18 protein-coding genes and 1 riboswitch are annotated in these 25547 nt (G+C 45.3%); of the genes, 13 read left to right on the top strand and 5 right to left on the bottom strand.

Annotated elements, in window-relative coordinates:
* Positions 1–45: 45 nt before the first annotated feature.
* The 3 genes from PXH59_RS20115 to rppH all read right to left on the bottom strand — a co-directional run bounded on the left by PXH59_RS20115 (position 46) and on the right by rppH (position 3086).
* Positions 46–222 carry a type II toxin -antitoxin system TacA 1-like antitoxin gene (locus PXH59_RS20115; protein ID WP_434223379.1) on the bottom strand — a complete coding sequence of 59 codons (177 nt, stop codon included), beginning with the start codon at positions 220–222 and terminating at the stop codon, positions 46–48.
* Positions 223–299: 77 nt separating this feature from the next.
* Positions 300–2546 carry a phosphoenolpyruvate--protein phosphotransferase gene (gene ptsP / locus PXH59_RS12150; RefSeq protein WP_285808557.1) on the bottom strand — a complete coding sequence of 749 codons (2247 nt, stop codon included), beginning with the start codon at positions 2544–2546 and terminating at the stop codon, positions 300–302.
* 9 nt (positions 2547–2555) lie between these two features.
* Entirely contained in the window at positions 2556–3086 is a 531-nt protein-coding gene (gene rppH / locus PXH59_RS12155) for an RNA pyrophosphohydrolase (RefSeq protein WP_047766605.1), read from the bottom strand.
* A gap of 116 nt (positions 3087–3202) precedes the next feature.
* A riboswitch (TPP riboswitch) is annotated at positions 3203–3307 on the top strand.
* Between the two features lie 161 nt (positions 3308–3468).
* Between rppH and thiB the strand changes: the two genes are divergently transcribed.
* The 6 genes from thiB (at position 3469) to PXH59_RS12185 (ending at position 10660) form a co-directional block, all read left to right on the top strand.
* Positions 3469–4455: a thiamine ABC transporter substrate binding subunit gene (thiB, locus tag PXH59_RS12160; protein WP_285811762.1), complete on the top strand. Its 987-nt coding sequence runs from the start codon at positions 3469–3471 to the stop codon at positions 4453–4455.
* On the top strand, positions 4431–6035 hold the full coding sequence (gene thiP / locus PXH59_RS12165) for a thiamine/thiamine pyrophosphate ABC transporter permease ThiP (RefSeq protein WP_285808560.1): 1605 nt from the start codon (positions 4431–4433) through the stop codon (positions 6033–6035). Before thiB ends, thiP begins: the two co-directional genes overlap by 25 nt.
* The gene (gene thiQ, locus PXH59_RS12170; protein WP_285808561.1) at positions 6028–6723 is read left to right on the top strand and encodes a thiamine ABC transporter ATP-binding protein ThiQ; all 696 of its coding nucleotides are present in this window, start codon (positions 6028–6030) and stop codon (positions 6721–6723) included. The genes thiP and thiQ overlap by 8 nt, the downstream gene beginning before the upstream one ends.
* Positions 6724–6905: 182 nt before the next feature.
* Complete coding sequence (locus PXH59_RS12175) at positions 6906–7805, top strand: IS982 family transposase (RefSeq protein WP_285808562.1); 900 nt, start codon at positions 6906–6908, stop codon at positions 7803–7805.
* Positions 7806–8024: 219 nt separating this feature from the next.
* A complete protein-coding gene (locus tag PXH59_RS12180) occupies positions 8025–9635 on the top strand; it encodes a cyclic peptide export ABC transporter (RefSeq protein WP_285808563.1) in 1611 nt (536 codons plus the stop codon).
* Positions 9636–9760: 125 nt separating this feature from the next.
* Positions 9761–10660 carry an IS982 family transposase gene (locus PXH59_RS12185; protein WP_285808564.1) on the top strand — a complete coding sequence of 300 codons (900 nt, stop codon included), beginning with the start codon at positions 9761–9763 and terminating at the stop codon, positions 10658–10660.
* Positions 10661–10689: 29 nt separating this feature from the next.
* On the opposite strand, the gene PXH59_RS12190 is transcribed toward PXH59_RS12185, so the two are convergent.
* A complete protein-coding gene (locus PXH59_RS12190) occupies positions 10690–12393 on the bottom strand; it encodes an ArnT family glycosyltransferase (RefSeq protein ID WP_285808565.1) in 1704 nt (567 codons plus the stop codon).
* A 365-nt stretch (positions 12394–12758) separates the two neighbouring features.
* On the opposite strand from PXH59_RS12190, the gene PXH59_RS12195 reads away from it, so the two are divergent.
* The 3 genes from PXH59_RS12195 to rluA all read left to right on the top strand — a co-directional run bounded on the left by PXH59_RS12195 (position 12759) and on the right by rluA (position 19021).
* Entirely contained in the window at positions 12759–15101 is a 2343-nt protein-coding gene (locus PXH59_RS12195) for a DNA polymerase II (protein ID WP_434223380.1), read from the top strand.
* Positions 15102–15320: 219 nt separating this feature from the next.
* On the top strand, positions 15321–18230 hold the full coding sequence (gene rapA, locus PXH59_RS12200; RefSeq protein ID WP_285808570.1) for an RNA polymerase-associated protein RapA: 2910 nt from the start codon (positions 15321–15323) through the stop codon (positions 18228–18230).
* Positions 18231–18367: 137 nt separating this feature from the next.
* Complete coding sequence (rluA, locus tag PXH59_RS12205; RefSeq protein WP_285808572.1) at positions 18368–19021, top strand: bifunctional tRNA pseudouridine(32) synthase/23S rRNA pseudouridine(746) synthase RluA; 654 nt, start codon at positions 18368–18370, stop codon at positions 19019–19021.
* A 6-nt stretch (positions 19022–19027) separates the two neighbouring features.
* On the opposite strand, the gene djlA is transcribed toward rluA, so the two are convergent.
* On the bottom strand, positions 19028–19837 hold the full coding sequence (gene djlA / locus PXH59_RS12210; RefSeq protein WP_285808574.1) for a co-chaperone DjlA: 810 nt from the start codon (positions 19835–19837) through the stop codon (positions 19028–19030).
* A 182-nt stretch (positions 19838–20019) separates the two neighbouring features.
* Here djlA and lptD point away from each other — a divergent pair, with 182 nt between their 5' ends.
* The 4 genes from lptD to rsmA all read left to right on the top strand — a co-directional run bounded on the left by lptD (position 20020) and on the right by rsmA (position 25542).
* Positions 20020–22386, top strand: coding sequence for an LPS assembly protein LptD (gene lptD / locus PXH59_RS12215; protein ID WP_285808575.1), 2367 nt, complete (start codon positions 20020–20022; stop codon positions 22384–22386).
* A gap of 64 nt (positions 22387–22450) precedes the next feature.
* Complete coding sequence (gene surA / locus PXH59_RS12220; RefSeq protein ID WP_047766615.1) at positions 22451–23752, top strand: peptidylprolyl isomerase SurA; 1302 nt, start codon at positions 22451–22453, stop codon at positions 23750–23752.
* Entirely contained in the window at positions 23742–24734 is a 993-nt protein-coding gene (gene pdxA / locus PXH59_RS12225; RefSeq protein ID WP_285811764.1) for a 4-hydroxythreonine-4-phosphate dehydrogenase PdxA, read from the top strand. The genes surA and pdxA overlap by 11 nt, the downstream gene beginning before the upstream one ends.
* On the top strand, positions 24727–25542 hold the full coding sequence (rsmA, locus tag PXH59_RS12230; RefSeq protein WP_285808576.1) for a 16S rRNA (adenine(1518)-N(6)/adenine(1519)-N(6))-dimethyltransferase RsmA: 816 nt from the start codon (positions 24727–24729) through the stop codon (positions 25540–25542). Before pdxA ends, rsmA begins: the two co-directional genes overlap by 8 nt.
* Positions 25543–25547: the final 5 nt, after the last annotated feature.

Raw genomic sequence — 25547 nt, forward strand, 5'->3', positions numbered from 1 at the left:
GTGAATGAATGATCTTGTGCGAGTAAATTATATGACTTGAATAGCTTAAGACAAATAATCGCAGATAATAACACAGGCAAGTGACGTGCTCCCACCATTAGGCCGCAAGTGATTGTCGTGGCGCCTCTGATGAACCCCATTAGTGGAGACTACAAACTCAGTTAGGTTGGTATGTTGCAAGGTGGCTGCACGTATCAACAACAACTTGTCGTCTGAAGAAATTCATAAGGATATATGGTCATTGGTTTCTACTGGAATCTGAGGCATCATTAAGTCCTCCAATTTTTTGTATAACTTCCCTAAATACCCCCTCGAATCAAGCCTCCCAAACCTTGTGATTCCATAAATTCGGCTGACAATACTTTTACTTCATGGCTGGTTTCAGCTCTCAAAATCAACTCAATAAGATGCTCAAGTTCTTTGGCATCCAAATGCCTTAATAAATACTTAATACGCGGAATACTGTGACCACTCATGCTCAGGCTACGGTAACCTAAGCCAAGCAATATGAGTGTCTCCATTGGCAGGCCTGCCATTTCTCCGCATATGCTAATCGGGAGATCAAGACGCTGGCATTCATCAAAGGCGAATTTCAAGGCTCTAATCACCGCAGGATGCAAATTATCATACAGCGAAGCGACGTGGGTATTATTGCGATCCACCGCAAGCAAATACTGGGTTAAATCATTCGTGCCAATAGAAACAAAATCAATCCGTTTCTTTAATTGAGGCAGCAAAAAAATGGCTGAGGGAACTTCAAGCATAATACCAACCTGGGGCATTGTGATTGTTTCAGCCAGCGTTTGCTCTACTTCAATTTTTGCTCTCTCAATCAGTTTTCGGGCTTCATCAATCTCTTCAATACTGGTCACCATCGGCAACAGTATTTTTAAATTGCCCGTTTGTGCATTGGCTTTTAGCATCGCCCGCAGCTGAATCAGGAATATTTCCGGTTGATCCAGCGTGATGCGGATGCCCCGCCATCCCAGACAAGGGTTTTCTTCGTTGATAGGCATATAAGGAAGTTGTTTATCAGCGCCAATATCCAGTGTTCTCAATACCACTGGCTTATCAGGAAAAAGTTCCAGTATCTCTTGATAGCGATTTTTCTGCTCATCTTCTGATGGAAAACCGCTATGCAACATAAAAGGAATTTCCGTGCGATACAGCCCAATGCCATCAATATTGTCTTCTATCTGCCGTTCATGTTTCAAACTCAAGCCCGCGTTAAGCTGCACCAGAACCCGTTCTCCGCTTTTTAGCCGTGCTTGCTTTTGCTGTTCACATTCAGCCAGCTTACTGAGAACCTGTTCCTCCTCGATGATTTGTTGGTATTCTTTAGCAACCAGAGGCTCCGGTTCAATAAAAACCTCTGCGCGATAACCATCCAGGATGAGTGTCCGATTGTGTAATAACTCAGGCTGGATATCCGCGCCCATGATAGCCGGAATTCCCATCGCACGAACCAATATTGCAGAGTGAGAATGGGTCGCGCCATCTCGTACAATCACACCCACCAATTGATCTTGTGGCAATTCAGCCAATAAGTTAGCACTGAGTTCATCAGCAACCAGTATAAAACGCGCTGGCCACTGCCTGCTCCCCGTAGAGGAACCATTCAGATGAAACAACACCCGCTGACCGAGCGCCCGCAGATCCGATGCCCTCTCGCGCATATAAAGATCTTGCAAGCTGGCAAACTGTTCCGCATATTTTTCAATCACCGTTTTAATCGCCCATTCCGCTACAAAACCGTTATCAACGGCACAAAACAGATCCCGCTTGAGTTGAGGATCATTTAATAAATGGGAATAGAGATCAAAAATGGCGGCGCTTTCTTTCTGTGAACTGGCAGTAAAGCGCTTGCTGATACGACGGCATTCCGCAGTGGCTTCTTCAAGCGCCAAAGTCAGCCTGGAGCGTTCAGCCTGATAATCCGGCGTCAATGCTTCAGTCACTTGTTCCAACAAAGGTTGGGAGCGATCTTGCCATCCCTGTGCCAGAACAATGCCATTAGAAATAGCAAGCCCCTTAATGCGGGTCTGGCGATACTGGCCGAACACCCCTTTGGTTTGCGCCTGAGCGAGAACAGCAGCAAGTTGCATCGCCAGTGTCACCATGAAAGATTCTTCACTTTCATCAAATAACCGTCGCTCATATTGCTGGACAACGAGTATTCCCTGCAATTGGCGACGATAAATAATCGGTACACCTAAAAAAGCCCGCAGACTTTCTTCTCTTACCTGGGGAATATATTTAAAACTGGGATGATCACGGACATCAGCGAGATTAATTAATTCGGATAAACGCCCAACTTGCCCCACGACACCTTCATCAAAGGCGAGACTAATTGCTTGCCCCCTGGGTTTTCTCAACCCCTTGGTTGCCATCAGGTAATAACATTGCCGCTGATGATCCGCCAAATAAATAGAGCAGACATCCGTGTTCATTGCCCGGCACGTTTCATTGACCAATAACTCAAGCGCTTCAGATAAATTAGCTGCCATTGCAACCTTTTCAACAATTTCCCGTAAGCGCATGAGCATAGCAATAACCTAACTTTTTCTACGACGATGTAAATAAGGTGAATGGAATAATGAAGCCGGCTCCTGCGTTGACATCACAATAAAAGAGAATTCTTTCATCACGCGGCGATAGACATCGCGTTTAAAAGAAACGACCTGCCGGACAGGATACCAATAACTGACCCAACGCCAACCATCAAATTCCGGTGTCTTACTGCGCTGCACATTAATATCCGCTTCATTACACAATAACTGTAATAAAAACCAACGTTGCTTTTGCCCAATACAAACAGGCTTTGTATCCCAACGCACCAAACGTTTGGGTAATTTGTAACGCAACCAACTCCGGGTTGAGGCAAGAACCCGTACATCTTTGCGATTTAAACCAACTTCTTCGAACAACTCGCGATACATTGCCTGCTCTGGTGATTCCCCTGGATTGATACCCCCTTGAGGAAACTGCCAGGAGTGCTGCCCATAACGGCGAGCCCACAGAACTTGCCCTTGGCGATTACAAATTACAATTCCTACATTCGGGCGGTAGCCATCATCATCGATCACCAGACTACCTCTCGGTATAACAAATTTAAAAAGATAGCTAATTGTTTCACACTCATCTCAAGCGGTAAACCTCTATGATTAGACTTTGCAGACGTAGCCGAAGTCTCTACAATACCGCTATCTCAACGGGGTGCGGCTGTCGCAAAACAGTACTGCTGAGAACAAACCCGTCGAACCTGAACCGGTTAGTACCGTCGTAGGGATTTGAGACGCTACTCATTGATATAATAGATGTCATTTTCATTTAGCACCTTCTCAGATCCTTTGCTATCTGCTAATAACAAACATTAAGTAATTGATGTATAGAATTATCAATATTGCTAACTATTGATATATGCAATTATAGGAGAGCAAAGTGTTTACAAAATTATTTCCCCGCTTTATGGCTATCAGCCTGCTGTCTATTGCTACCAGCGTTTTTGCTCAGACAGGCCAGGCAAAACCTACCCTGACAGTTTATACTTATGATTCATTTGCCTCTGAATGGGGACCCGGGCCTGCCATCAAAAAAGCCTTTGAAACCGAATGTGGCTGTGAACTGAAACTGGTTGCGTTGGAAGATGGCGTCTCCTTGCTGAACCGTTTGAGAATGGAAGGCAAAAAAACACCCGCAGATATTATACTGGGGTTAGATAACAACCTGATTCAAGCCGCTCAACAAACCGGATTATTCACACCAAGTCACGTCGATACCTCAAAACTGAAATTACCCATTGCATGGCACAACACGACGTTTATTCCTTACGATTACGGTTATTTTGCCTTTATTTACAACAAAAATACCCTACCTCATCCCCCCCAAAGTATGGATGAATTAATCAATAATCCCCAGAATTGGAAGATTATTTACCAAGACCCACGCACCAGCACGCCGGGTTTAGGGCTATTGCTCTGGATACAAAAACTCTATGGCGACAAAGCCGCTCAGGAGTGGCAAAAAGTGGCGCCAAAGACACTCACTGTGACTAAAGGCTGGAGTGAAGCCTATGGCCTGTTTCTGAAAGGTGAAGGTGATATGGTGTTGAGCTATACCACATCTCCTGGCTATCACATGATGTCAGAGAAAAAAGATAACTACGCCGCCGCTATCTTCAAGGAAGGACATTACTTGCAAATTGAAGTGGCCGCTCAGGTAGCCTCAAGTAAACAGCCAGAACTGGCACAGAACTTTTTGAATTTCATGCTTTCTCCGGCATTTCAGCAAGCCATTCCAACAACCCAATGGATGTATCCTGTCATTGATATCCCTTTGCCCGACGTTTTCAAACAACTTCCTGTTCCTGAGAAATCCCTGCAATTCAACGCAGATGATGTGGCAAAACACCGTACAAAATGGATACGTACATGGCAAAGCGCTGTCAGCCGTTAATCGCGGGTTGGTTATTGCCGGGGGTTCTTGCCGCCGGCCTGTTAATGATGGTTGCCCTGTCGGCGTTCGGGGCGCTGTGGTTCAATGCACCTGAAAGCCATTGGCAGGCATTTTTGCATGACAGTTATCTCTGGCATGTCATTCTGTTCACCTTCTGGCAGGCATTTCTCTCTGCCGTTTTATCGGTAACACCGGCCATTTTTCTGGCTCGGGCACTGTACCGTCGTTGTTTTCCAGGCAAGACTCTCTTTCTGCGCTTATGCGCCATGACATTGGTTCTCCCTGTTTTAGTTGCCCTGTTTGGCATCCTCACGGTTTATGGTCAGACCGGCTGGCTGGCTAACCTTTCCCAATGGATAGGCGTTGAATATCGTTTTACACCTTATGGGCTACAAGGGATTTTGCTGGCACATATTTTCTTCAATATGCCAATGGCAACGCGGCTATTGCTGCAATCTCTGGAGAGTATTGCCATTGAGCAGCGCCAACTTGCCGCCCAGCTTGGTATGAGTGAATGGCAACATTTTCGTTTTATCGAGTGGCCTTACCTGCGCCGTCAAATTTTACCGACGGGTGCGCTGATTTTTATGCTGTGCTTCGCCAGTTTCGCTACGGTTCTGGCTCTCGGCGGTGGCCCAGCCGCAACGACCATTGAACTTGCCATTTATCAGGCGCTGAGTTACGACTACGATCTTGGTCATGCTGCCCTGCTTGCCTTGATACAGCTTTTTTGTTGCCTCGGCTTGGTGCTTCTTAGCCAAAAACTTAAGGGCGCACTTTCCGTGGGTTATGGGCATCAACAACAATGGCGGAATCCACAGGATCCATGGCTGCAAAAATTATCTGATGGTTTACTGATTGGCATCGCGTTATTGCTGTTACTTCCCCCCTTATTGGCGGTCATCGTGGATGGCCTGAACCGTGATATTTTTGCTGTCTTAAGCCAGCCCGCTTTATGGCAAGCCTTTACGACGTCCATCATTATTGCAGTAGGTGCAGGATTGTTGTGTGTTATTTTCACCATGATGTTGCTATGGAGCAGCCGCGAATTACGCTTACGCCATTCCCCTCGCTGGGGGCAGACAATGGAAAGCAGCGGATTGCTGATCCTTGCCATGCCGGGAATTGTTCTTGCCACAGGCTTTTTTCTCCTGCTAAACACAACCATTGGTATACCTCAATCACCTTACGGGCTGGTTATCCTGACCAACGCATTAATGGCGATCCCCTACGCGCTAAAAGTATTGGAAAACCCCATGCGCGATCTGGCACAGCGTTATAACCCTCTATGTCGCTCCCTCAATATGCAGGGAATACACCGCCTGTATTGGATCGAGCTTAAAGCATTAAAAACACCATTGGCCCAAGCGTTGGCTTTCGCCTGTGTTTTATCCATTGGCGATTTTGGTGTGATTGCCTTATTTGGCAATGAAGATTTCCGCACTTTGCCTTATTACCTTTCCCAACAAATTGGGGCCTATCGCAGTCAGGATGGTGCCGTGACCGCATTTCTGTTGCTCCTGCTGTGTTTTGTTTTATTCACTGTGATTGAACGCTTACCGAGCCGACGCCATGATTAAACTTGAAAATGTCATTTATACTTATGAACACTTTGCCATGCATTTTAATCTGAGCGTCAAAGCCGGAGAACGCATTGCGATCCTCGGCCCAAGCGGCGCTGGTAAAAGTACCTTGTTAAGTTTAATAGCGGGTTTTCAGTTTCCAGCACAAGGCGATATTTGGCTGGATGGCGAAAACCATACGCATACCCCACCTTCCAGGCGGCCGGTTTCGATGCTGTTTCAGGAAAATAATCTGTTTTCCCATTTAACCATCGCACAAAATATTGGTTTGGGATTGCATCCCGGCTTGCGGTTAAGTGCTGAGCAAAAGAAAACGCGACAGCAGATTGCCTCCCAGGTGTCACTGGAAGAGTGTCTATCGCGCCTGCCTGCCCAACTTTCAGGTGGACAACGCCAGCGGGCAGCGTTGGCTCGTTGTTTAGTCCGCCATCAACCGATTTTATTGCTGGATGAACCCTTTTCGGCACTTGATCCGGCTTTACGCAATGAGATGCTGGGATTACTGGATAAAATATGCAGTGAACGACAAATGACGTTACTTATGGTGTCCCATAATCTTGAGGATGCCGCCAAGATCGCCCCACGCTCTTTGCTGATTGTGGATGGAAAAATTCATTATGATGGTGCAACAGAGAAATTGGTGAGCGGGGAGGCGGCTGAGGCGGTGGTTTTGGGGATAGGTTGATGTTGGGGGATAAAATTATGGCCTACATTTTAAGCACAAGACGCCCCGGTAATGGGGCGCTAATCAAAAGAATAAGAGTAATCTAAACGCGATGCTCGACTTTTATGGTGAGTTGAAATGACATAGCCGTTCCTTTATAACTTTAAGTCGTCAAAAATAGAGGAATAAAGGAACAAAAGGCTATGTCACAGCAAGATTTTATCATTTGGGTGTTTTGTTGGGTAGATGACAATTTAACGCAGTTACAGCAAGGCACACGGTTCAGAAGCCGGGGATATCCACCTAAGCTGAGCGATGCGGAAGCCATCACGATGGAAGTGGTGGGCGAATTTTTAGGCTTTTCAACGGATAAAGGCATTTGGACGTACTTTCGTGACCACTGGCGCGAGTGGTTTCCGGGACTGGGTTCACGCGCCAATTTCGCTAAACAGATTTCGAATCTTTGGGTTGTTAAACAACAACTGCAAGAAAAGCTGGCGAGGTTATTGGGCGCGCCCGACAGGCCAGTACATATTATCGACGGATTTCCGCTGCCCGTCTGTGGATTCAAAAGAGCAAAAGGCAGTGCCAACTTCAAAGGACAAGCCGATTATGGGTACTGTGCCGCCAAAAACGAAACTGACTACGGCTTCAAAGGACATCTCATGATAGACGAAATCGGCGTGGTAACCGGGTTTACGCTGACGCCCGCCAATGTCAGTGAGCGTGAAGCAATCTGGGATGTGATCGGTTCGATAAAAGGCTGTTTGCTGGGTGATAAAGGGTATTTAGGCGTTGAATTTAAACAGGAAATGAAGGCAGAGGGGATTGAAATGATTACCCCAGTGCGTGCCAATAGGGATGATCCCATCCCCAGAAAAACGAGAAGGGTCATTAACGCCAAACGCCGTTTAATTGAAACCGTCATTGGTCAACTTGCCGGGCAATTTGCTATCGAGAAGTGCTGGGCACGGGATCTGTGGCATTTGAGTAATCGAATTGCCAGAAAACTTCTTTCTCACACATTGGGTATTTTTGCCAATTTTAAACAAGGTAAAAGTCAACGCGACTGGCTTCAACAAGCCAACGTTATAGGATGTTAAAGTCGAGCATCGCGTTAAATAAAGGGCTATTTAATACATAAATAAGTCAAATTGATTGTTTTTATCTCTCAATTGGATTATATCATATGCAATTTAAGTTCAAAAAACGTTCGTGCCCTCGCCCTGGCTTTAAGTTACGTTTATATGTAGCATGAAATATAACCAGAAATAAATTGAAGCTTTATATTAATAGCACGCTAATAATGAGAATGGATTGTTATGAATTTAATTAGGTATCTTTGTGCTCACTCCTGGAAATTATTGTGTTTTTCTATGGTAAGTGCATTAGTAGCTGGAGGTGCTGCGGCCTCACTAGTTAGTCTGGTTAGCAAAGCAATTGAATCTCCTGATTACTCTGTTTCATATATATTTTTTATATTATGTTTAGTCTATTTTTTTAGTAAATCTACTGCGGAAATTGCGTTGCTACATTTGACTCAATCGGCAATATTATCACTGCGTATCAGTCTCAGTAATAAACTATTGCGAACGCCATTTAAAAAACAGCAAGAACTTGGGCGTCATGGTTTGTTAGCTGTTTTAACAAAAGATGTTGATGTATTTTCGGAGTCATGTAGGGTTGCGCCAGTACTACTTGGTAATATCATTCTTATTGTGGCCTGCCTTAGTTATTTGGCTTGGGTCTCTTGGGTGCTATTTTTAATCCTAAGTGTGTGTTTCGCCATATTGATGTATGGATTTAACATTTTAGAGAAAAAACCTTCTCAAATGCTGGGTAAGGTTAGAGAACAGGTTGATATAATCTATCTTAATTTTCAAAGTCTTATAAATGGAAATAAAGAACTTCAGCTAAATGCTAATCGTGGTAAATTATTTGTTAATCAAGTTATTATGCATGGTGCTGAAAATATAAGAAAAATATTTATAATGGGTCATGCCAGATGGGCATGGCTAGTAAATTCAACAGATGCTATGTTTTACGTGATAATTGGTTTTATGGTTTTTGTAGTGCCTATTTGGTACCCGTCTGAACCAAGTGTTCTTGTCACGGTGGTCTTGGTTATGCTCTTTTTAGTTGGCCCTATTAGTGAAGTTATGGGAGATATACCTGACTTACGCATGGCAGAAATATCACTGAAAAGAATGCAACAATTAGATAAGGATTTGCAGGAATCTCAATCTGTATATTCTGATATACCTGACCCTTTCTTAGAAGTAAAAGAGAATAAAGTATTAATTGAATTACAGGATGTTGTTCATCATTACTCAAGCGATACAGAAGATAGCCAGTTTATACTTGGGCCACTAAACCTGAAAATACATCGTGAAGAGATTATTTTTATAATAGGCGGTAATGGCAGTGGTAAAACTACGTTGGCGATGTTACTGGTGGGTTTATTTCAGTGTGATTCAGGCGCTATTTTATTAAATGGCGTGGAAATGAATGCGACTAATAATGATTATTATCGGCGTTTCTTCTCTGCGGTTTTTTCTGATTTTCACTTATTCCAAGAACTGCTCACTGTAGATTCACAAATTACTGATCAAGCCAATCACTATATTCATAAATTAGAAATGGGCCATAAAGTAAAAATCGTCGATGGAAAATTTTCTACCATCAATTTATCTACGGGTCAGCGTAAAAGATTGGCTTTAGTTTCAGCTTATCTGGAAGATCGCCCCGTTTATATTTTTGATGAGTGGGCAGCAGATCAAGATCCGGTATTTAAAAAAGTGTTTTATACTGAATTATTACCTGAATTAAAAGCTCGTGGAAAAACTGTTATTGTTATTACTCATGATGACTCTTATTTTGGAATAGCAAATAGAATCGTGAAATTAGAAGATGGTAATATAAAAGACATTTAAATTATTTATATGGACATCAACTTAAATTAACGCGATGCTCGACTTTTATGATGAGTTGAAATGACATAGCCGCTCCTTTATAACTTTAAGTCGTCAAAAATAGAGAAATAAAGGAACAAAAGGCTATGTCACAGCAAGATTTTATCATTTGGGTGTTTTGTTGGGTAGATGAAAATCTAACGGCGTTACAGCAAGGTATGCGATTCAGAAGCCGGGGATATCCACCTAAGCTGAGCGATACGGAAGCCATCACGATGGAAGTGGTGGGTGAATTTTTAGGCTTTTCAACAGATAAAGGCATTTGGACGTACTTTCGTGACCACGGGCGCGAGTGGTTTCCGGGACTGGGTTCACGCGCCAATTTCGCTAAACAGATTTCGAATCTTTGGGTTGTTAAACAACAACTGCAAGAAAAGCTGGCGAGGTTATTGGGCGCGCCCGACAGGCCGGTACATATTACCGACGGATTTCCGCTGCCCGTCTGTGGATTCAAAAGAGCAAAAGGCAGTGCCAACTTCAAAGGACAAGCCGATTATGGGTACTGTGCCGCCAAAAACGAAACTGACTACGGCTTCAAAGGACATCTCATGATAGACGAAATCGGCGTGGTAACCGGGTTTACGCTGACGCCCGCCAATGTCAGTGAGCGTGAAGCAACCTGGGATGTGATCGGTTCGATAAAAGGCTATTTGCTGGGTGATAAAGGGTATTTAGGCGTTGAATTTAAACAGGAAATGAAGGAAGAGGGTATTGAAATGATTACCCCAGTGCGTGCCAATAGGGATGATCCCATCCCCAGAAAAACGAGAAGGGTCATTAACGCCAAACGCCGTTTAATTGAAACCGTCATTGGTCAACTTGCCGGGCAATTTGCTATCGAGAAGTGCTGGGCACGGGATTTGTGGCATTTGAGTAATCGAATTGCCAGAAAACTGCTTTCTCACACATTGGGTATTTTTGCCAATTTTAAACAAGGTAAAAGTCAACGCGACTGGCTTCAACAAGCCAACGTTATAGGATGTTAAAGTCGAGCATCGCGTTAATCTAATATAAATTACCCATTGTCCTTTATATCATCCAACGCCACTTTCTTATAAACAACTAAATTCTCTTTATCTCGAGTTGGTCTATGCCCATGCCAAAATAGCGCCATCCCTTCGGGAGCGGGTGCTATTTCTTCGGATAATACAATCAGCCAATCACATTTTTCAGACGCTTCAAATTGACGCTGCTGTTGATGCAAAATACGGGCAAAGTAATAAAGCATTGGCGCTTCAGATTCCCCAATATAATACGACGCCATACAGTCATTATCTTTATACACTCCAGTCAACTTCTGTTTTAAATCAAGAAACGCCTCTTTATATCCCTTGGTGTAATCAATCCAGCCAACAAATAGCGTGAAGACTAATCCCCAAACGGTGGCAATACCCAAAACCCAATTTTGGGCAGCACGCAAGGCGGGTGATTGAGAGAGAAACCAACGTTTAGCTATCCATACCGCAGTGATCAAGGCAGCGGCAACAACGATAAATCCCGAAAAATGCATTTGATAATCCATTGGCAACCAGCGGCTAAATGGGGTTAACCAATGTTTATAATCAGTGGAAAGGGACAAAAAATAACAAGCCCATAAAAATACAATCAGGACAGACCAAAATAGGGAAGAAAATAGGGTTAAATATTTATAGATTATTTGCGGTATTTTAATGAATGTTCCTGTTGCCAGGATCGCCATAGGGGCAATAAAGGGCAGTAAATATAATGCACGGCCAGAAGCCGACATTTGCAATAGAACAACCCCTAAGATAACAAAGGCAGCACACAAGAAATAATGTTTATCCGACAGAATTTTAATTGGATTTGTCAATATAAAGAGAAAAGCCAATATTCCTGATGGCAGGGCAAACAACAGCACCGCCTCAGGGATCATAGTCAGATTCCCCCTTGCGCCCAGATCTTCAACAGAAAAACCTAAAAAGCGACCAATATTGTTATCCCAAATCCAGATTTTAAATAAATCAGGATGTTCAATAAGTAACATGACAGGCCACGGCAGGATTAAAACCAACGCAATAATACCCGACAATAAAGCCCTTAGCCAATATTGTTTGGTTCGGCAATGTTTAAGGAAAACGGGTGCCAAAACCAGGCAAATCCATAATAATCCCGGAATAAAGACCCCTTTTGATAAGAGTGTTACAGCCGTACCGATGATCAACCATAAACAGGAATAGCCTGTTTTTTCGTTTTTGATTAATCCCAGTAAACCATATAATCCGATAGTTGTTCCTGTTATTAATGCGGTATCAGTAAACATATCATGGCTGTGGCGAACTAATCCGGGAGCACTGGCATACAAAGCAAAAGCTATCCATATTCGACTGTCGGTGAAGTTTTTGACATCAAATACGCGACGCGCCAACAGAATAAAAAAGGAAAAATTGATCACTGAAAAGAATAAAGAGGCGGTTCTGGCTGCATCGTGCATCGGAAGCCAATGGGATAACAAATGAATAAATGAAGTCGCTGTCCAATAATACAAGGGGGGCTTTTCCATAAAAGGTTGCCCGGCATTCATGGTGACCAACCAATTCCCTGTTTCATACATGGTATGAATAATACCAAAACTGTAATTTTCATCTTGTTTCCAAGGGGTATGTCCATAAACGCCCGGCAACAAATACAGCAGAGTAAAAGCAGTAAATAACAGTAAGGCTTTGATATCTGTTTGAGTCAATTTATTGGGATTATTCATCAATATTTACCAGATTCAATTAATGTTTCATTTTCTCAGTAAAAAAATCGATAGAATATTAGCCAATTAATAATAACAACAAAAGTGACTTACTTACTGAAAAATAATAAATCTCTCTGATAATTTGAAATAGTTAATATTTCTCTGGTAAAAATCAAATTATTATCTACCAATCCAACTTGAAAGGTGAGGGGTATAAATAATGTTTTTATTGCGTTATTAATTAATAAAATTATAAATCATCATAACTATGAAAAGCAATCCAACACAAAATACTGTATAAATAACCATAGTCAATGCTATGATTGAAATGATCCCGATAACACTAAATAGGGTTGGTTTCTCATAAGAGAAAGATTATGCAGATAAATCACGTTGAACAGGGTTTTATCCTGACCCGCCACTGGAAAGATACCTCATTGGGTATCGAGCTGGTGTATTGGCTGGCGACAGAATCGGGTGCACGCCGCGTGACTATTCCTCACCAAAAAGCAGTTGCCTTTGTTCCCCAACGTGATCTGCATAAAGTAAAACCTTTACTCACACAAGAGCGGCATTGTGAATTAACCGCATTGCCATTGAAAGATTTCAATCGTCAGCCTGTTGCGGCGCTGTATTGTCTGCATTACCGCCAATTGCAACATCTGGAGAAAATTTTCAGGGAACAGAATATTCCCCTCTACGAAGCCGATATCCGTCCACCCGACAGGTTTATGATGGAGCGCTTTATCACTGCTCCGGTCTGGTTCAGCCAGAAACCCGACGGTAGTTACCAGATGAAACCCAACCCCACCTATCGGCCAAATTTGAAATGGGTGTCACTGGATATCGAAACCAGCCAGCATGGTGAGTTGTATTCCATTGGTTTGGCGGGATGCGGCGAGAAAATTGTCTTTATGTTAGGGCCAGCAACGGGTAACCAACTGGATCTTGATTTCAAGCTGGAATATGTAGCCAGTCGTCCGATGATGCTGGAAAAACTCAACGAATGGCTGGCACATTATGATCCTGATGCCATTATTGGCTGGAATCTGGTGCAGTTTGATTTGAGGGTGTTACAGCAACATGCTGAACGCTACAACGTGCCGTTAAAATTCGGCCGCAATCAGACTTTGCTCGAATGGCGAGAACACGGTTTCAAGCCAGGGCACTTTTTCGCCTCAGCAGAAGGCCGTTTGATTATTGACGGCATTGATGCACTGAAAACCGCAACCTGGAATTTTCCTTCTTTCAGCCTTGAATATGTGGCACAACAACTTCTGGGGGAAGGAAAAGCCGTCGATAATCCTTATGATCGCATGGATGAGATCAACCGCCGCTTTCAGCAAGATAAACCTGCCCTCGCCCACTATAATTTACAGGATTGTATTCTGGTTAATCGTATCTTTGAGAAAGCAGATTTGATGGCCTTCTTATTGGAACGCGCCACAGTAACAGGATTAGCAGTAGATCGCAGCGGCGGATCGGTCGCGGCGTTCACGCACCTTTATCTGCCTAAAATGCACCGTATTGGCTATGTTGCGCCCGTCCAGCCAACGTATTCCGATGATAACAGCCCCGGCGGTTTTGTGATGGATTCGTTTCCGGGATTATACGATTCGGTGTTGGTGCTGGATTACAAGAGCCTTTATCCTTCGATTATTCGCACGTTTTTGATTGATCCGGTCGGGATGGTTGAAGGCCTTGCCAACCCTGACAATGAACACGCTGTCCCCGGCTTTCGGCAGGCATTTTTTTCCCGGACACAACATTGCCTGCCGGATATCGTCACCCAAATCTGGCAGGCGCGCGACAAGGCCAAACAGCAACAGAATGCGTCCCTTTCTCAAGCCCTGAAAATTATTATGAATGCCTTTTATGGCGTGCTCGGTGCTTCTGGCTGCCATTTTTTTGATCCTCGCCTGACTTCATCAATTACGATGCGCGGCCACGAAATCATGCACCAAACCCGTGAGCTAATCGAATCACAAGGCTATCAGGTGATTTATGGCGATACGGATTCCACGTTTGTCTGGCTAAAATGCCCCCATTCAGAGGATGAAGCCTGCCAAATCGGGCATTATTTGGCACAATTTGTCAACCAATGGTGGCAAAACCATCTCAAAACCGAATTCAATCTTGAAAGTACGTTGGAGCTGGAATTTGAGACACATTATCGGCGTTTCCTGATGCCAACGGTACGCGGGGCAGAGCAAGGTAGCAAAAAACGTTATGCCGGATTAAGCGGTGATAAGGTGATTTTCAAAGGATTGGAAACAGTAAGGACTGACTGGACACCGCTGGCACAAATATTCCAGAAGGAACTGTATACTCTGATTTTTCAGCAAAAATCCCATCAAAATTATATTCGTGAATATCTTGCCAAGACGCTGGCAGGTGAATGTGATGATCGTCTGGTTTATCGTAAGCGGTTACGCCGTAAGTTGTCTGATTATCAGCGCAATATCCCTCCCCACGTTCGGGCAGCGCGTTTGGCTGATGAGTATAATCAATTGCATAATCGTCCACTACAGTACCAAAATGGGGGCTGGATCAACTATGTCATCACTCAAGCTGGCCCTGAGCCATTAGAGAACCAAACCTCTGCCCCCGATTATGAACACTATATCAATAAGCAATTGAAGCCGATTGCTGACGCTATCTTGCCCTTTATTCAAGATGATTTTATGCCTCTGCTGACAGGGCAAATGAGCATCTCTTTCGAATAATGGTTATTTTTGCAGGTGACGGCTTGCTCGGCTTCAATTAACATATCGCCCCTCTAATGGGCCATTGTACTTTTGTGATCCCTTTTATCAAAAAACAGGCGTTGTAAAGTGCAATTGAAAACTATCCCTATCGATAACCAATAACGATCGATATCCAACAAAAGCAGCCATCCTGCAACCATAAATAATATTGTCTAACAGAAAACTGAGCCAAATTTTATGCCATTTACTCTTGGTCAACGCTGGATAAGCGATACAGAAAGCGAACTTGGATTAGGAACAGTCGTGGCGCTTGATGCGCGCATGGTAACGTTACTCTTCCCTGCCAGCGGAGAAAACCGCCTTTACGCACGCAATGACTCCCCCATCACCCGTGTTATGTTTAATGTGGACGATACCGTGACCAGTCACGAAGGCTGGAAGCTCAAGATTAATGATGTCCAACAAGATAATGGCCTGCTGATCTATGTTGGTACGCGTCTGGATACGGAAGAAGAAAATACCTGCTTGCGGGAAGTTTTTCTGGATAGCAAGCTGACGTTTAACAAGCCACAAGATCGCCTGTTTGCAGGCCAAATTGACCGCATGGATCGCTTCGCTTTGCGTTTTCGCGCCCGTAAGCACCAAAGCGAACAATTCCGTCTGGCAGAAAGCGGGCTGCGTGGTATTCGTGCCAGCTTGATCCCTCACCAATTACACATTGCCAATGAAGTGGGCAAGCGACACGCGCCTCGGGTATTACTGGCGGATGAAGTCGGATTAGGTAAGACCATTGAAGCCGGGATGATTATCCATCAGCAATTAATGGCCGGGCGGGTTGAACGTGTATTAATCATTGTGCCGGAAAGTTTGCAGCACCAATGGCTGGTAGAAATGCTGCGCCGTTTCAACCTGCGTTTTTCGCTGTTTGATGATGGCCGATATAGCGAAGCTCAGCATGACAGCGATAATCCATTCGAAACTGAACAGTTGATTATCTGTTCTCTGGATTTTGTTCGCCGCAATAAGCAACGTTTTGAACTTCTTCTGGAGGCAAGTTGGGATTTGATGGTAGTGGATGAAGCACACCATCTGGCATGGAGCGAAAAATCCCCAAGCCGCGAATATCAAGTTATCGAACAATTGGCAGAACAGATCCCGTCTGTCTTATTGTTAACCGCGACACCAGAGCAGTTAGGGCAAGAAAGTCACTTTGCCCGCCTGCGCCTGCTGGATTCAAATCGTTTCCACGATTATCAGGCTTTCATTGATGAACAACAGAAATACCGCCCTGTCGCGGATACCGTGACGTTGCTGTTGTCTGGTAAAACGCTGAATAATGACCAGCAAAATGCTATCGTCGAACTGATCAGCGAACAGGATATTGAGCCTCTGCTGAAAGCCGCAAACAGCAATCAGGATGGAGAGAGCGAAGATGCGCGGCGCGAACTGATCACCCTGCTGATGGATCGTCACGGCACCAGCCGCCTGCTTTTCCGTAACACCCGTGGTGGTGTGAAAGGTTTCCCGCATCGTGAATTGCACGAGATCAAGTTACCATTGCCGACCCAATATCAGACGGCAATCAAGGTTTCTGAAATCATGGGGGCCAAAAAGACGGTGGAGTCCCGCGCCAAAGATATGCTCTATCCTGAGCGGATCTATCAGGAATTCGAAGGGGAAAATGCCACATGGTGGAATTTCGATCCCCGCGTAGAATGGCTGATGGGTTTCTTGATGGCAAACCGCGATGAGAAAGTGCTGGTGATCTGTGCCAAAGCAGAAACTGCGCTGCAACTGGAGCAAATTTTGCGTGAACGCGAAGGCATCCGCAGTGCCGTGTTCCACGAAGGTTTGTCCTTGCTGGAGCGGGATCGCGCCGCCGCTTACTTTGCATCTGCGGAAGAAGGCGCCCAAGTGCTGCTCTGCTCTGAAATTGGCTCAGAAGGACGTAACTTCCAGTTTGCCAACCAGCTTGTCATGTTTGATTTGCCATTCAACCCTGATCTGCTGGAACAACGTATCGGTCGTCTGGATCGTATCGGTCAAAACCGTAATATCAAAATCAGTGTGCCTTATCTGGAAAACACGGCGCAATCCATTCTCCTGTGCTGGTATCACGAAGGGCTGGATGCTTTTGAGCATACTTGTCCAACCGGCCGCTCTATCTATGACCAGTATTATGAAACCCTGCTTAATTTCCTTGCCAAACCTAATGAACAAACGGGTTTCAGTGAGTTTATTGCTGAATGTCGCGGGCATCATGACAAGCTTAAGCAGCAATTGGAACAAGGACGTGACCGTCTGCTGGAGATGAACTCCAACGGTGGCGAGCAAGGCCAGAAGCTGGCGGAAAAGATTGCGGCACAAGATAACGATACCGATTTGGTGAATTTTGCCCTGAATCTGTTCGATATTATTGGCATTAATCAGGAAGATCGCTGCGACAATATTATTGCTCTGCATCCATCCGATCATATGCTGGTACCTGATTTCCCTGGGTTACCACAAGATGGCTGCTCGATTACGTTTGACCGTGAAAAAGCCCTCTCCCGCGAAGATACTCAGTTCCTGAGCTGGGAACACCCCATCATTCGCAATGGCCTGGATTTAATTCTGTCGGGGGATACCGGAAGCTGTGCTGTTTCCATCCTGAAAAACAAAGCACTGCCAGTCGGGACGCTGTTGGTTGAGTTGATTTACGTTGTTGAAGCTCAGGCACCGAAGCACCTGCAATTGACCCGTTTCTTGCCACCAACGCCAGTGCGCCTGTTGTTGGATCTGAAAGGCACCAATCTGGCTCCTCAGGTGGAATTTGAAAGTTTCAACCGCCAGCTAAACGCTATCAACCGCCATAATGCCAGCAAGCTGGTTAACGCTGTACAGAAAGAGGTTCATGCTATTTTGCAACAATCTGAGCCGCTGATTGAAGCGCAAGCGCGTGCGTTGATTGAAAAAGCAAAAAAAGAAGCGGATGAAACGCTGTCGGCTGAATTGTCACGTCTGGAAGCCCTGAAAGCGGTTAACCCGAATATCCGTGATGATGAACTGGAAGCGATTAGCGCCGAGCATAAGCATCTGCTGCTCAATCTTGATCAGGCCAACTGGCGTCTGGATGCGATTCGTTTGGTGGTTATTTCTCATCAATAAACAGCCACCAATAAACAGCCACCAATAAACAGGCATCAATGAACAGACAGCAATAACCTGTCATCCGGTAAACTCAGGGGCGCTTTCCGCAAGATGCCCCCTGGGTATCCCATTTTTTCCGACCCATAGGAGCCACTATGCTGGAGTCTTATCATCCCCCGACAGATCCTTGGTTATATGTGCTATATCAGGATGAGCACATTATGGTTGTCAACAAACCCAGTGGATTGCTTTCTGTGCCGGGTAAAGCAGAAGAGCACAAGGACAGTATCATGACGCGGATACAGGCTGAATTTCCTACCGCCGAATCCGTCCATCGATTGGATATGGCTACCAGCGGTATCATGGTTGTGGCGCTGACTAAAGCCGCCGAGCGTGAGTTGAAACGCCAGTTCCGTGAACGTGAACCGAAAAAAATCTATCTCGCGCGGGTATGGGGAAAGCTCGAGCAGGAAAAAGGCTTGGTGGATCTGCCCTTAATCTGCGACTGGCCGAATCGCCCAAAACAAAAAGTCTGTTTTGATACGGGCAAATCCGCACAGACTGAGTATCAGGTACTGGAATATGAGTCCCAGGCTACACGGGTCAGGCTCGCCCCTATCACAGGGCGTTCTCATCAGCTTCGCGTGCATATGCTGGCACTTGGTCATCCCATTCTGGGAGATAAGTTCTATGCTCATATGCAGGCAAAGGAAATGGCACCTCGCCTGCAATTACATGCTCAGGAACTGTTTATTACTCATCCGGCTTATGGCACACCCATGCATTTTGAGTGTAAAGCCGAATTTTAACGAGCGCTATTTAAAGCCCCGCTCCTTTTTAATCAAATCGTAAGCCGACTGGATGGACTGCGTCTTTTGTTTCGCCAATTCCATCATTTCTGGTGGTAAACCTTTTGCCACCAGTTTATCGGGATGGTGCTCACTCATCAGTTTTCGATAAGCCCGCTTAATGGTGGTCGCATCATCCTCTTTGTTGACGCCCAAGACTTTACAAGCATCTTCCAATGTCGCACGCTTCTGCCCATGACCCTGATGGGAGCCATATTGCTGGTACTGTCCATTGAAATGGCGGCCGCTTTCCATCATGGCAAGGAATTGTTCAAATTGAATACGGGAAATACCTAACTCTTCGGCAATGACAAACAGAACCTTTCTTTCATTGGGGTGCAGTTCGCCATCAGCAAATGCTGCTTGTAGCTGAATTTCCAGAAACATGCGGATCAGATCAGAACGGCCGAAGCAAGCACGGCGTAATTGTCGCATTGTTTCACGCAAAGGAAATTGAGACTGTTTGCCTTCACGAAACGCCTGCTGCGCGGAAAGCCGTGCCTCACCATGCAGTTGCATTCGGTTCATCAATTGGGTGGCAAGCCGGATATCCGTTTCTGTTACCCGGCCTTTTGCTTTGGTTAAATGCCCCAATACTTGAAAAGTACTGCGGAAAAACAGCGCCTGTCGGGTTGGGCCTTTCGTTGTTTTCCCCAATTTTTGCATCCTGATTTTGTCAAGGATGTGACCAAGCACTAAGCCAATCACTATCCCCCAAAAACCCGCACCAGATGCAATCCCAAATATCAATCCGAATAATTTTCCCCAATACTGCATATAGTCTTCAATTCCCCAATGCCCTGAGCGCAATTTTGCATTATCATACTATCCATTAAGCTCTGTGCCTAACAACAAGATTAGCAAAGTTAAACTTTACTCTGGCGCATATCTCTCAACTACGTTAGTCTCTGAGCGTTTGCCGGCACGATGCCACTGATGACGGAACCGCATAAACATCTATGAATAAATGTTATCCTACCCTGCTGGCCACAATGGTATGGGCAGCACTTTATAGTCAGCAAGCCCATGCTGACCTCGCAGCACAATGTATGCTGGGTGTCCCTGTCTACGATAAGCCGATTATCACAGGCGACCCTAATAAACTGCCAGTTTATATTCAGTCCGATGATTCTCACGGTGAATATCCCAATGCGGCTGAGTTCATTGGCAATGTGAATATCCAACAGGGAAATAAAACACTGATAGCCGATAAGGTTCGGCTCGAACAGACACAAGAGCAGGATAAAGAACCTGTGCGCACTGTTACCGCAGTAGGTAATGTCAGCTATGATGACCCTCAGATCATTTTGAAGGGGCCACGCGCCTGGGCGAATCTGAACAATAAAGATACCGACGTGGAACAAGGCAAGTACCAGATGGTTGGCCGTCAAGGACGTGGCAGCGCAGACAAGATGATGCTGCGTGATGAAAACCGCTATACCATCATGAATAATGGGATATTCACTTCCTGTTTGCCCGGTAATGATAGCTGGAGTGTCGTGGGTTCTGAGGTCATCCTTGACCGTGAAGAAGAAGTCGCCGAAATCTGGAATGCCCGTTTTCGTGTTGCCAATGTGCCGGTGTTTTATACGCCCTATTTGCAATTACCCATCGGGGATAAACGCCGTTCTGGTTTCTTAATTCCGAATGCCAGTTTTTCCAACAAAGATGGCTTCCAATTCCTGCTGCCATATTATTGGAACATTGCCCCCAACTATGATGCCACGATTACTCCGCATCTCATCACGATGCGGGGTTTGAAGCTGGATAATGAATTCCGTTATTTAACCAAAGCAGGGGCAGGTACAGTTGCGCTGGATTGGATTGGGCGTGATCGTCTGTATGAAGAGGATAAAAGACTCAATGCCAGACCTGAGCGGGATAGCAACAGACGCTGGTTGTTCTACTGGAATCACAGTGGCGTCATGAATCAGGTTTGGCGTTTCAGTGCTGATTATACCAAAGTCAGTGATCCGAACTATTTCAGTGACTTCAACTCACAATACGGTTCCAGCACCGATGGCTATGCCACTCAGAAATTCAGTATTGGCTATGCTCAACAAAACTGGAATACCACACTGACAACCAAACAGTTCCAAATCTTTACCCCCAGTGATAGGGGAAAAGCTTACCGAACAGCACCTCAGTTGGATTTCAACTACTATAAAAATGATTTGGGACCCTTTGATTTTCGTACTTATGCCCAAGTCGCCAAATTTACCAGTGTAGGTAACCGGTGGCCGGACGGAACACGCTGGCATCTGGAGCCGTCCATTAATTTACCAGTCTCCAATGGTTGGGCGAGCATCAATAATGAATTTAAATTGATGGCAACCCATTACCAACAGGATCTTACTGAAACAACGAAAGCCAACTCTGAGATACCTGCACTGGAAAGATCAGTCAATCGTGTCCTGCCGGTATTTAAATCAGATGCGAAGATGGTGTTTGAACGCGCCATGTATCTTAACCAGAATTATACCCAGACACTGGAGCCACGCGTTCAATATCTCTATGTGCCTTATAAGAATCAAAACAACATCAATAACTTTGATTCTTCCCTGCTGCAATCGGACTATACCGGGCTGTTCCGCGATCACTTCTACAGCGGCTTGGATCGCATCTCGTCTGCTAATCAATTTACCACTGGCGTGACCACCCGTATTTATGATGAAGATTTGGTTGAACGTTTTAGCCTGTCCGTAGGTCAAATCTACTACTTTGAACGTCCACGTACCGAAGATGCTGGGTCTGTTTCAGGTAGCAAAGATATCATCGGAAACAAAAAAGGCACGGGGGCGACAACCTGGGCTGGAGATGTACACTGGAGAATCAATGATTCCTGGGGCATCAAAGGTGGGCTGCAATATGATAATCGTCTGGACAGCTTCACTATGGGTAATGCCGTAATGGAATACCGTCATGATACTGACCGCATGTTGCAGTTAAGCTACCGTTTTGTTGACCGCGATTATATTCAAGCCACACTCAAGGGAGGCGCACCCGCTTATCAGCAAGGAATTTCTCAGATTGGTATGGTGGCAAGCTGGCCATTGTCAGATCGTTGGGCATTTGTCGGGGCTTATTACTACGATACCAAAGAGAAACAGCCAGCAAACCAGATGGTCGGTTTGCAATACAACACCTGCTGCTGGGCAGTCAGTGTAGGTTATGAACGCAAGATCACCGACTGGCGCTTCGACAGTAGTCAATATGACAACAAATGGTCATTCAATATTGAACTTCGTGGCTTAAGTAACAATCCTAGTTTAGGTAGTCAGAAAATGTTGCAGCAAGGTATTCTTCCATACCAACGTGCATTCTGATACCGATAAACGCAATGTAAACAAAATAACCCCGCCAAGGCGGGATTGATATGATGGGAAATGTATGAAGAACTGGAGATCGCTCATTTTCGGATTGATGTTTTCAGTAAACTCTGTCGCAATGGCTGCTCCACAAGAGCTGAATAAGGTCGCCGCCGTTGTTAACAACGATGTCGTACTGGAAAGTGACGTTAACAGCCTTTTACAATCCGTTAAACTCAATGCAAAACATGCAGGCCAGCAATTACCGGATGAGAAAACATTGCGTCACCAAATCCTTGAGCGCCTGATTATGGATGATATTGTTCTGCAAATAGCAAACCGGATGCAGCTAACTATCCCAGATCAAGCCTTAGATTCTGCGCTCGCTAATATTGCGGCTCAAAACCACTTGAGCCTTGCTCAGTTACAACAAAATCTGACCGCAGAAGGGATGAGTTTTGATACCTACCGTAATCGGATCCGCAAAGAGATGATGATTGCAGATGTACGTAACAATGAGGTACGCCGCCGCATCACTATCCTGCCACAGGAAGTTGATTCACTGGCTAACCAAATCAGCAACCAAGACAGTCAGGACTATGAGGTAAATCTCAGCCAGATCCTGATCCCTCTGCCGGAAAACCCAAGCCAGGAGCAGGTAGAAAAAGCGGAAACCACGATCAAAAAAATCTTGTCTGAACTCCAGAATGGCGTGGATTTCGGCAAATTAGCCCTCTCCTATTCTGGTGATGCCCAAGCCCTGAAAGGGGGAAATATGGGTTGGAACAAACCGCAAGAATTGTCATCCCTGTATGCTGCACAGCTCAAGTCTGCCCATAAGGGGCAGATTATTGGCCCAATTCGTTCCGGTGTTGGTTTTCACATTCTGAAAGTGAATGACATCCGTGGTGGTCAGATGTCAATTGCCGTCACCGAAGTGAATGCCCGCCATATTTTGCTGAAAACATCACCGATTATGAATGACGAGCAGGCACGCAACGAGTTGATGAAACTCAGGGAAGAGATCTTAAGCGGCAAAACTTCATTCGAAGCAGCAGCAAAAGCGCATTCAGAAGATCCAGGTTCAGCCATGCGTGGTGGAGAACTGGGTTGGAATTTGCCGAGTGCTTACGATCCTGCTTTCCGGGATGCGTTGATGAAGCTGCAAAAAGGTGAGATCAGCCAGCCTGTTCACTCCTCTTTCGGCTGGCACTTAATCCAACTGCTGGACAGCCGCAAAGTTGACAGAACAGACGCCGCACAGAAAGATCGTGCCTACCGCCTGCTGTTCAACCGTAAATTCAATGAAGAGGCACAAAACTGGGTGCAGGAATTACGCGCCTCTGCTTATGTGAAAATTTTAGATGGCAACGATGCTCAATAATAAACCCATCGTCATTACCCCCGGCGAACCTGCCGGGGTTGGCCCTGACTTAGTCATTGCCTTGGCGCAAAAAGAATGGCCTGCCCAACTGGTTGTTTGTGCCGACCCAGAGCTGATGCTCTCCCGAGCTGAACAATTGAATTTACCTCTGCAACTGCAAACTTATTCTCCAGAACACATTTCGTTATCACAAGCAGCCGGAACCTTAACCATCCTGCCCGTGAATCTTCACGCCCCGACGATTGCAGGGGAGTTAAACCGGAAAAATGGTCTCTACGTCACGGAAACCTTAGCAAGAGCCTGCGATGGTTGCCTGAATGGAGAATTTTCAGCATTAGTGACAGGACCTGTACATAAAGGTGTCATTAATGATGCAGGCGTGCCTTTTATCGGACATACTGAGTTTTTTGCTGACCACAGCCAATGCTCAAGGGTGGTCATGATGTTAGCAACGGAAGAGCTACGGGTTGCGCTGGCAACCACGCACCTGCCGATTCTGGATGTCCCCAACGCAATTACGTTTGACTCCTTGCGGGAAGTGATCACCATTCTTAATCATGATCTAAAAACCAAATTCGGTATCCCCCGTCCCCATATCTATGTTTGCGGTCTGAACCCTCATGCCGGTGAAGGCGGGCATATGGGGCATGAAGAAATAGATATCATCATGCCTGCTTTAGACAGTCTGAGAGCAGAAAGGATATGGCTGGAAGGTCCATTACCTGCGGATACCCTGTTCCAACCCAAATATTTAGATCATGCTGATGCCGTGCTTTCAATGTATCACGATCAAGGGTTACCCGTGTTAAAATACCAGGGGTTTGGCAGGGCCGTGAATATTACGTTGGGACTGCCATTTATCCGAACTTCTGTCGATCATGGCACAGCACTGGAGCTGGCGGGGACAGGTCAAGCTGATGTGGGTAGTTTTATCACCGCATTGAATCTAGCAATTAAAATGATACAAAACAGTAATGAATAACAAAGTCCACCAAGGGCACCATGCCCGTAAACGTTTCGGGCAAAACTTTTTAACCGATAAATTTATCATTGATAGTATTGTCAATGCAATGAACCCACAGGTTGGCCAGGCCATCGTGGAAATCGGTCCAGGTCTGGGGGCACTAACCGAGCCAGTGGGTGAACGCATGGATAAGATGACTGTCGTCGAGCTTGACCGTGATTTAGCGGCTCGTCTGCACGTCCACCCCAAACTGAAAGATAAACTGACAATCATTCAGCAAGATGCAATGACCGTTGATTTTGGGCAGATAGCCAAAGAACATGGGCAATCCCTGCGTGTATTTGGTAACTTGCCGTATAACATCTCTACGCCGTTAATGTTCCATCTTTTCAGCTATACTGATGCTATCGCTGATATGAGCTTTATGTTGCAGAAAGAAGTTGTGAATCGTCTTGTCGCAGGGCCTGACAGTAAAGCCTATGGACGTTTAAGTGTGATGGCACAATACTACTGTCAGGTAATCCCTGTTCTTGAAGTACCGCCAACAGCATTTATACCCGCGCCAAAAGTGGATTCTGCTATTGTGCGTTTGATCCCACACAAGAGTATGCCTTATCCTGTTCAGGATATTCGTATGTTAGCCCGGATCACAACGCAGGCATTTAACCAACGGAGAAAAACAATCCGCAATAGCCTTGGGAGCCTTTTTTCTGTTGAACAGTTAACTGAATTGGGTGTTGATCCAAACACGCGGGCTGAAAACATCTCTGTCGAGCAATACTGTAAGATGGCGAACTGGTTATCATCTCAACCTGAAATTGCCTAAACAAA

The sequence above is a fragment of the Xenorhabdus bakwenae genome (genome assembly GCF_030272115.1).
Taxonomy (GTDB): Bacteria; Pseudomonadota; Gammaproteobacteria; order Enterobacterales; family Enterobacteriaceae; genus Xenorhabdus; species Xenorhabdus bakwenae.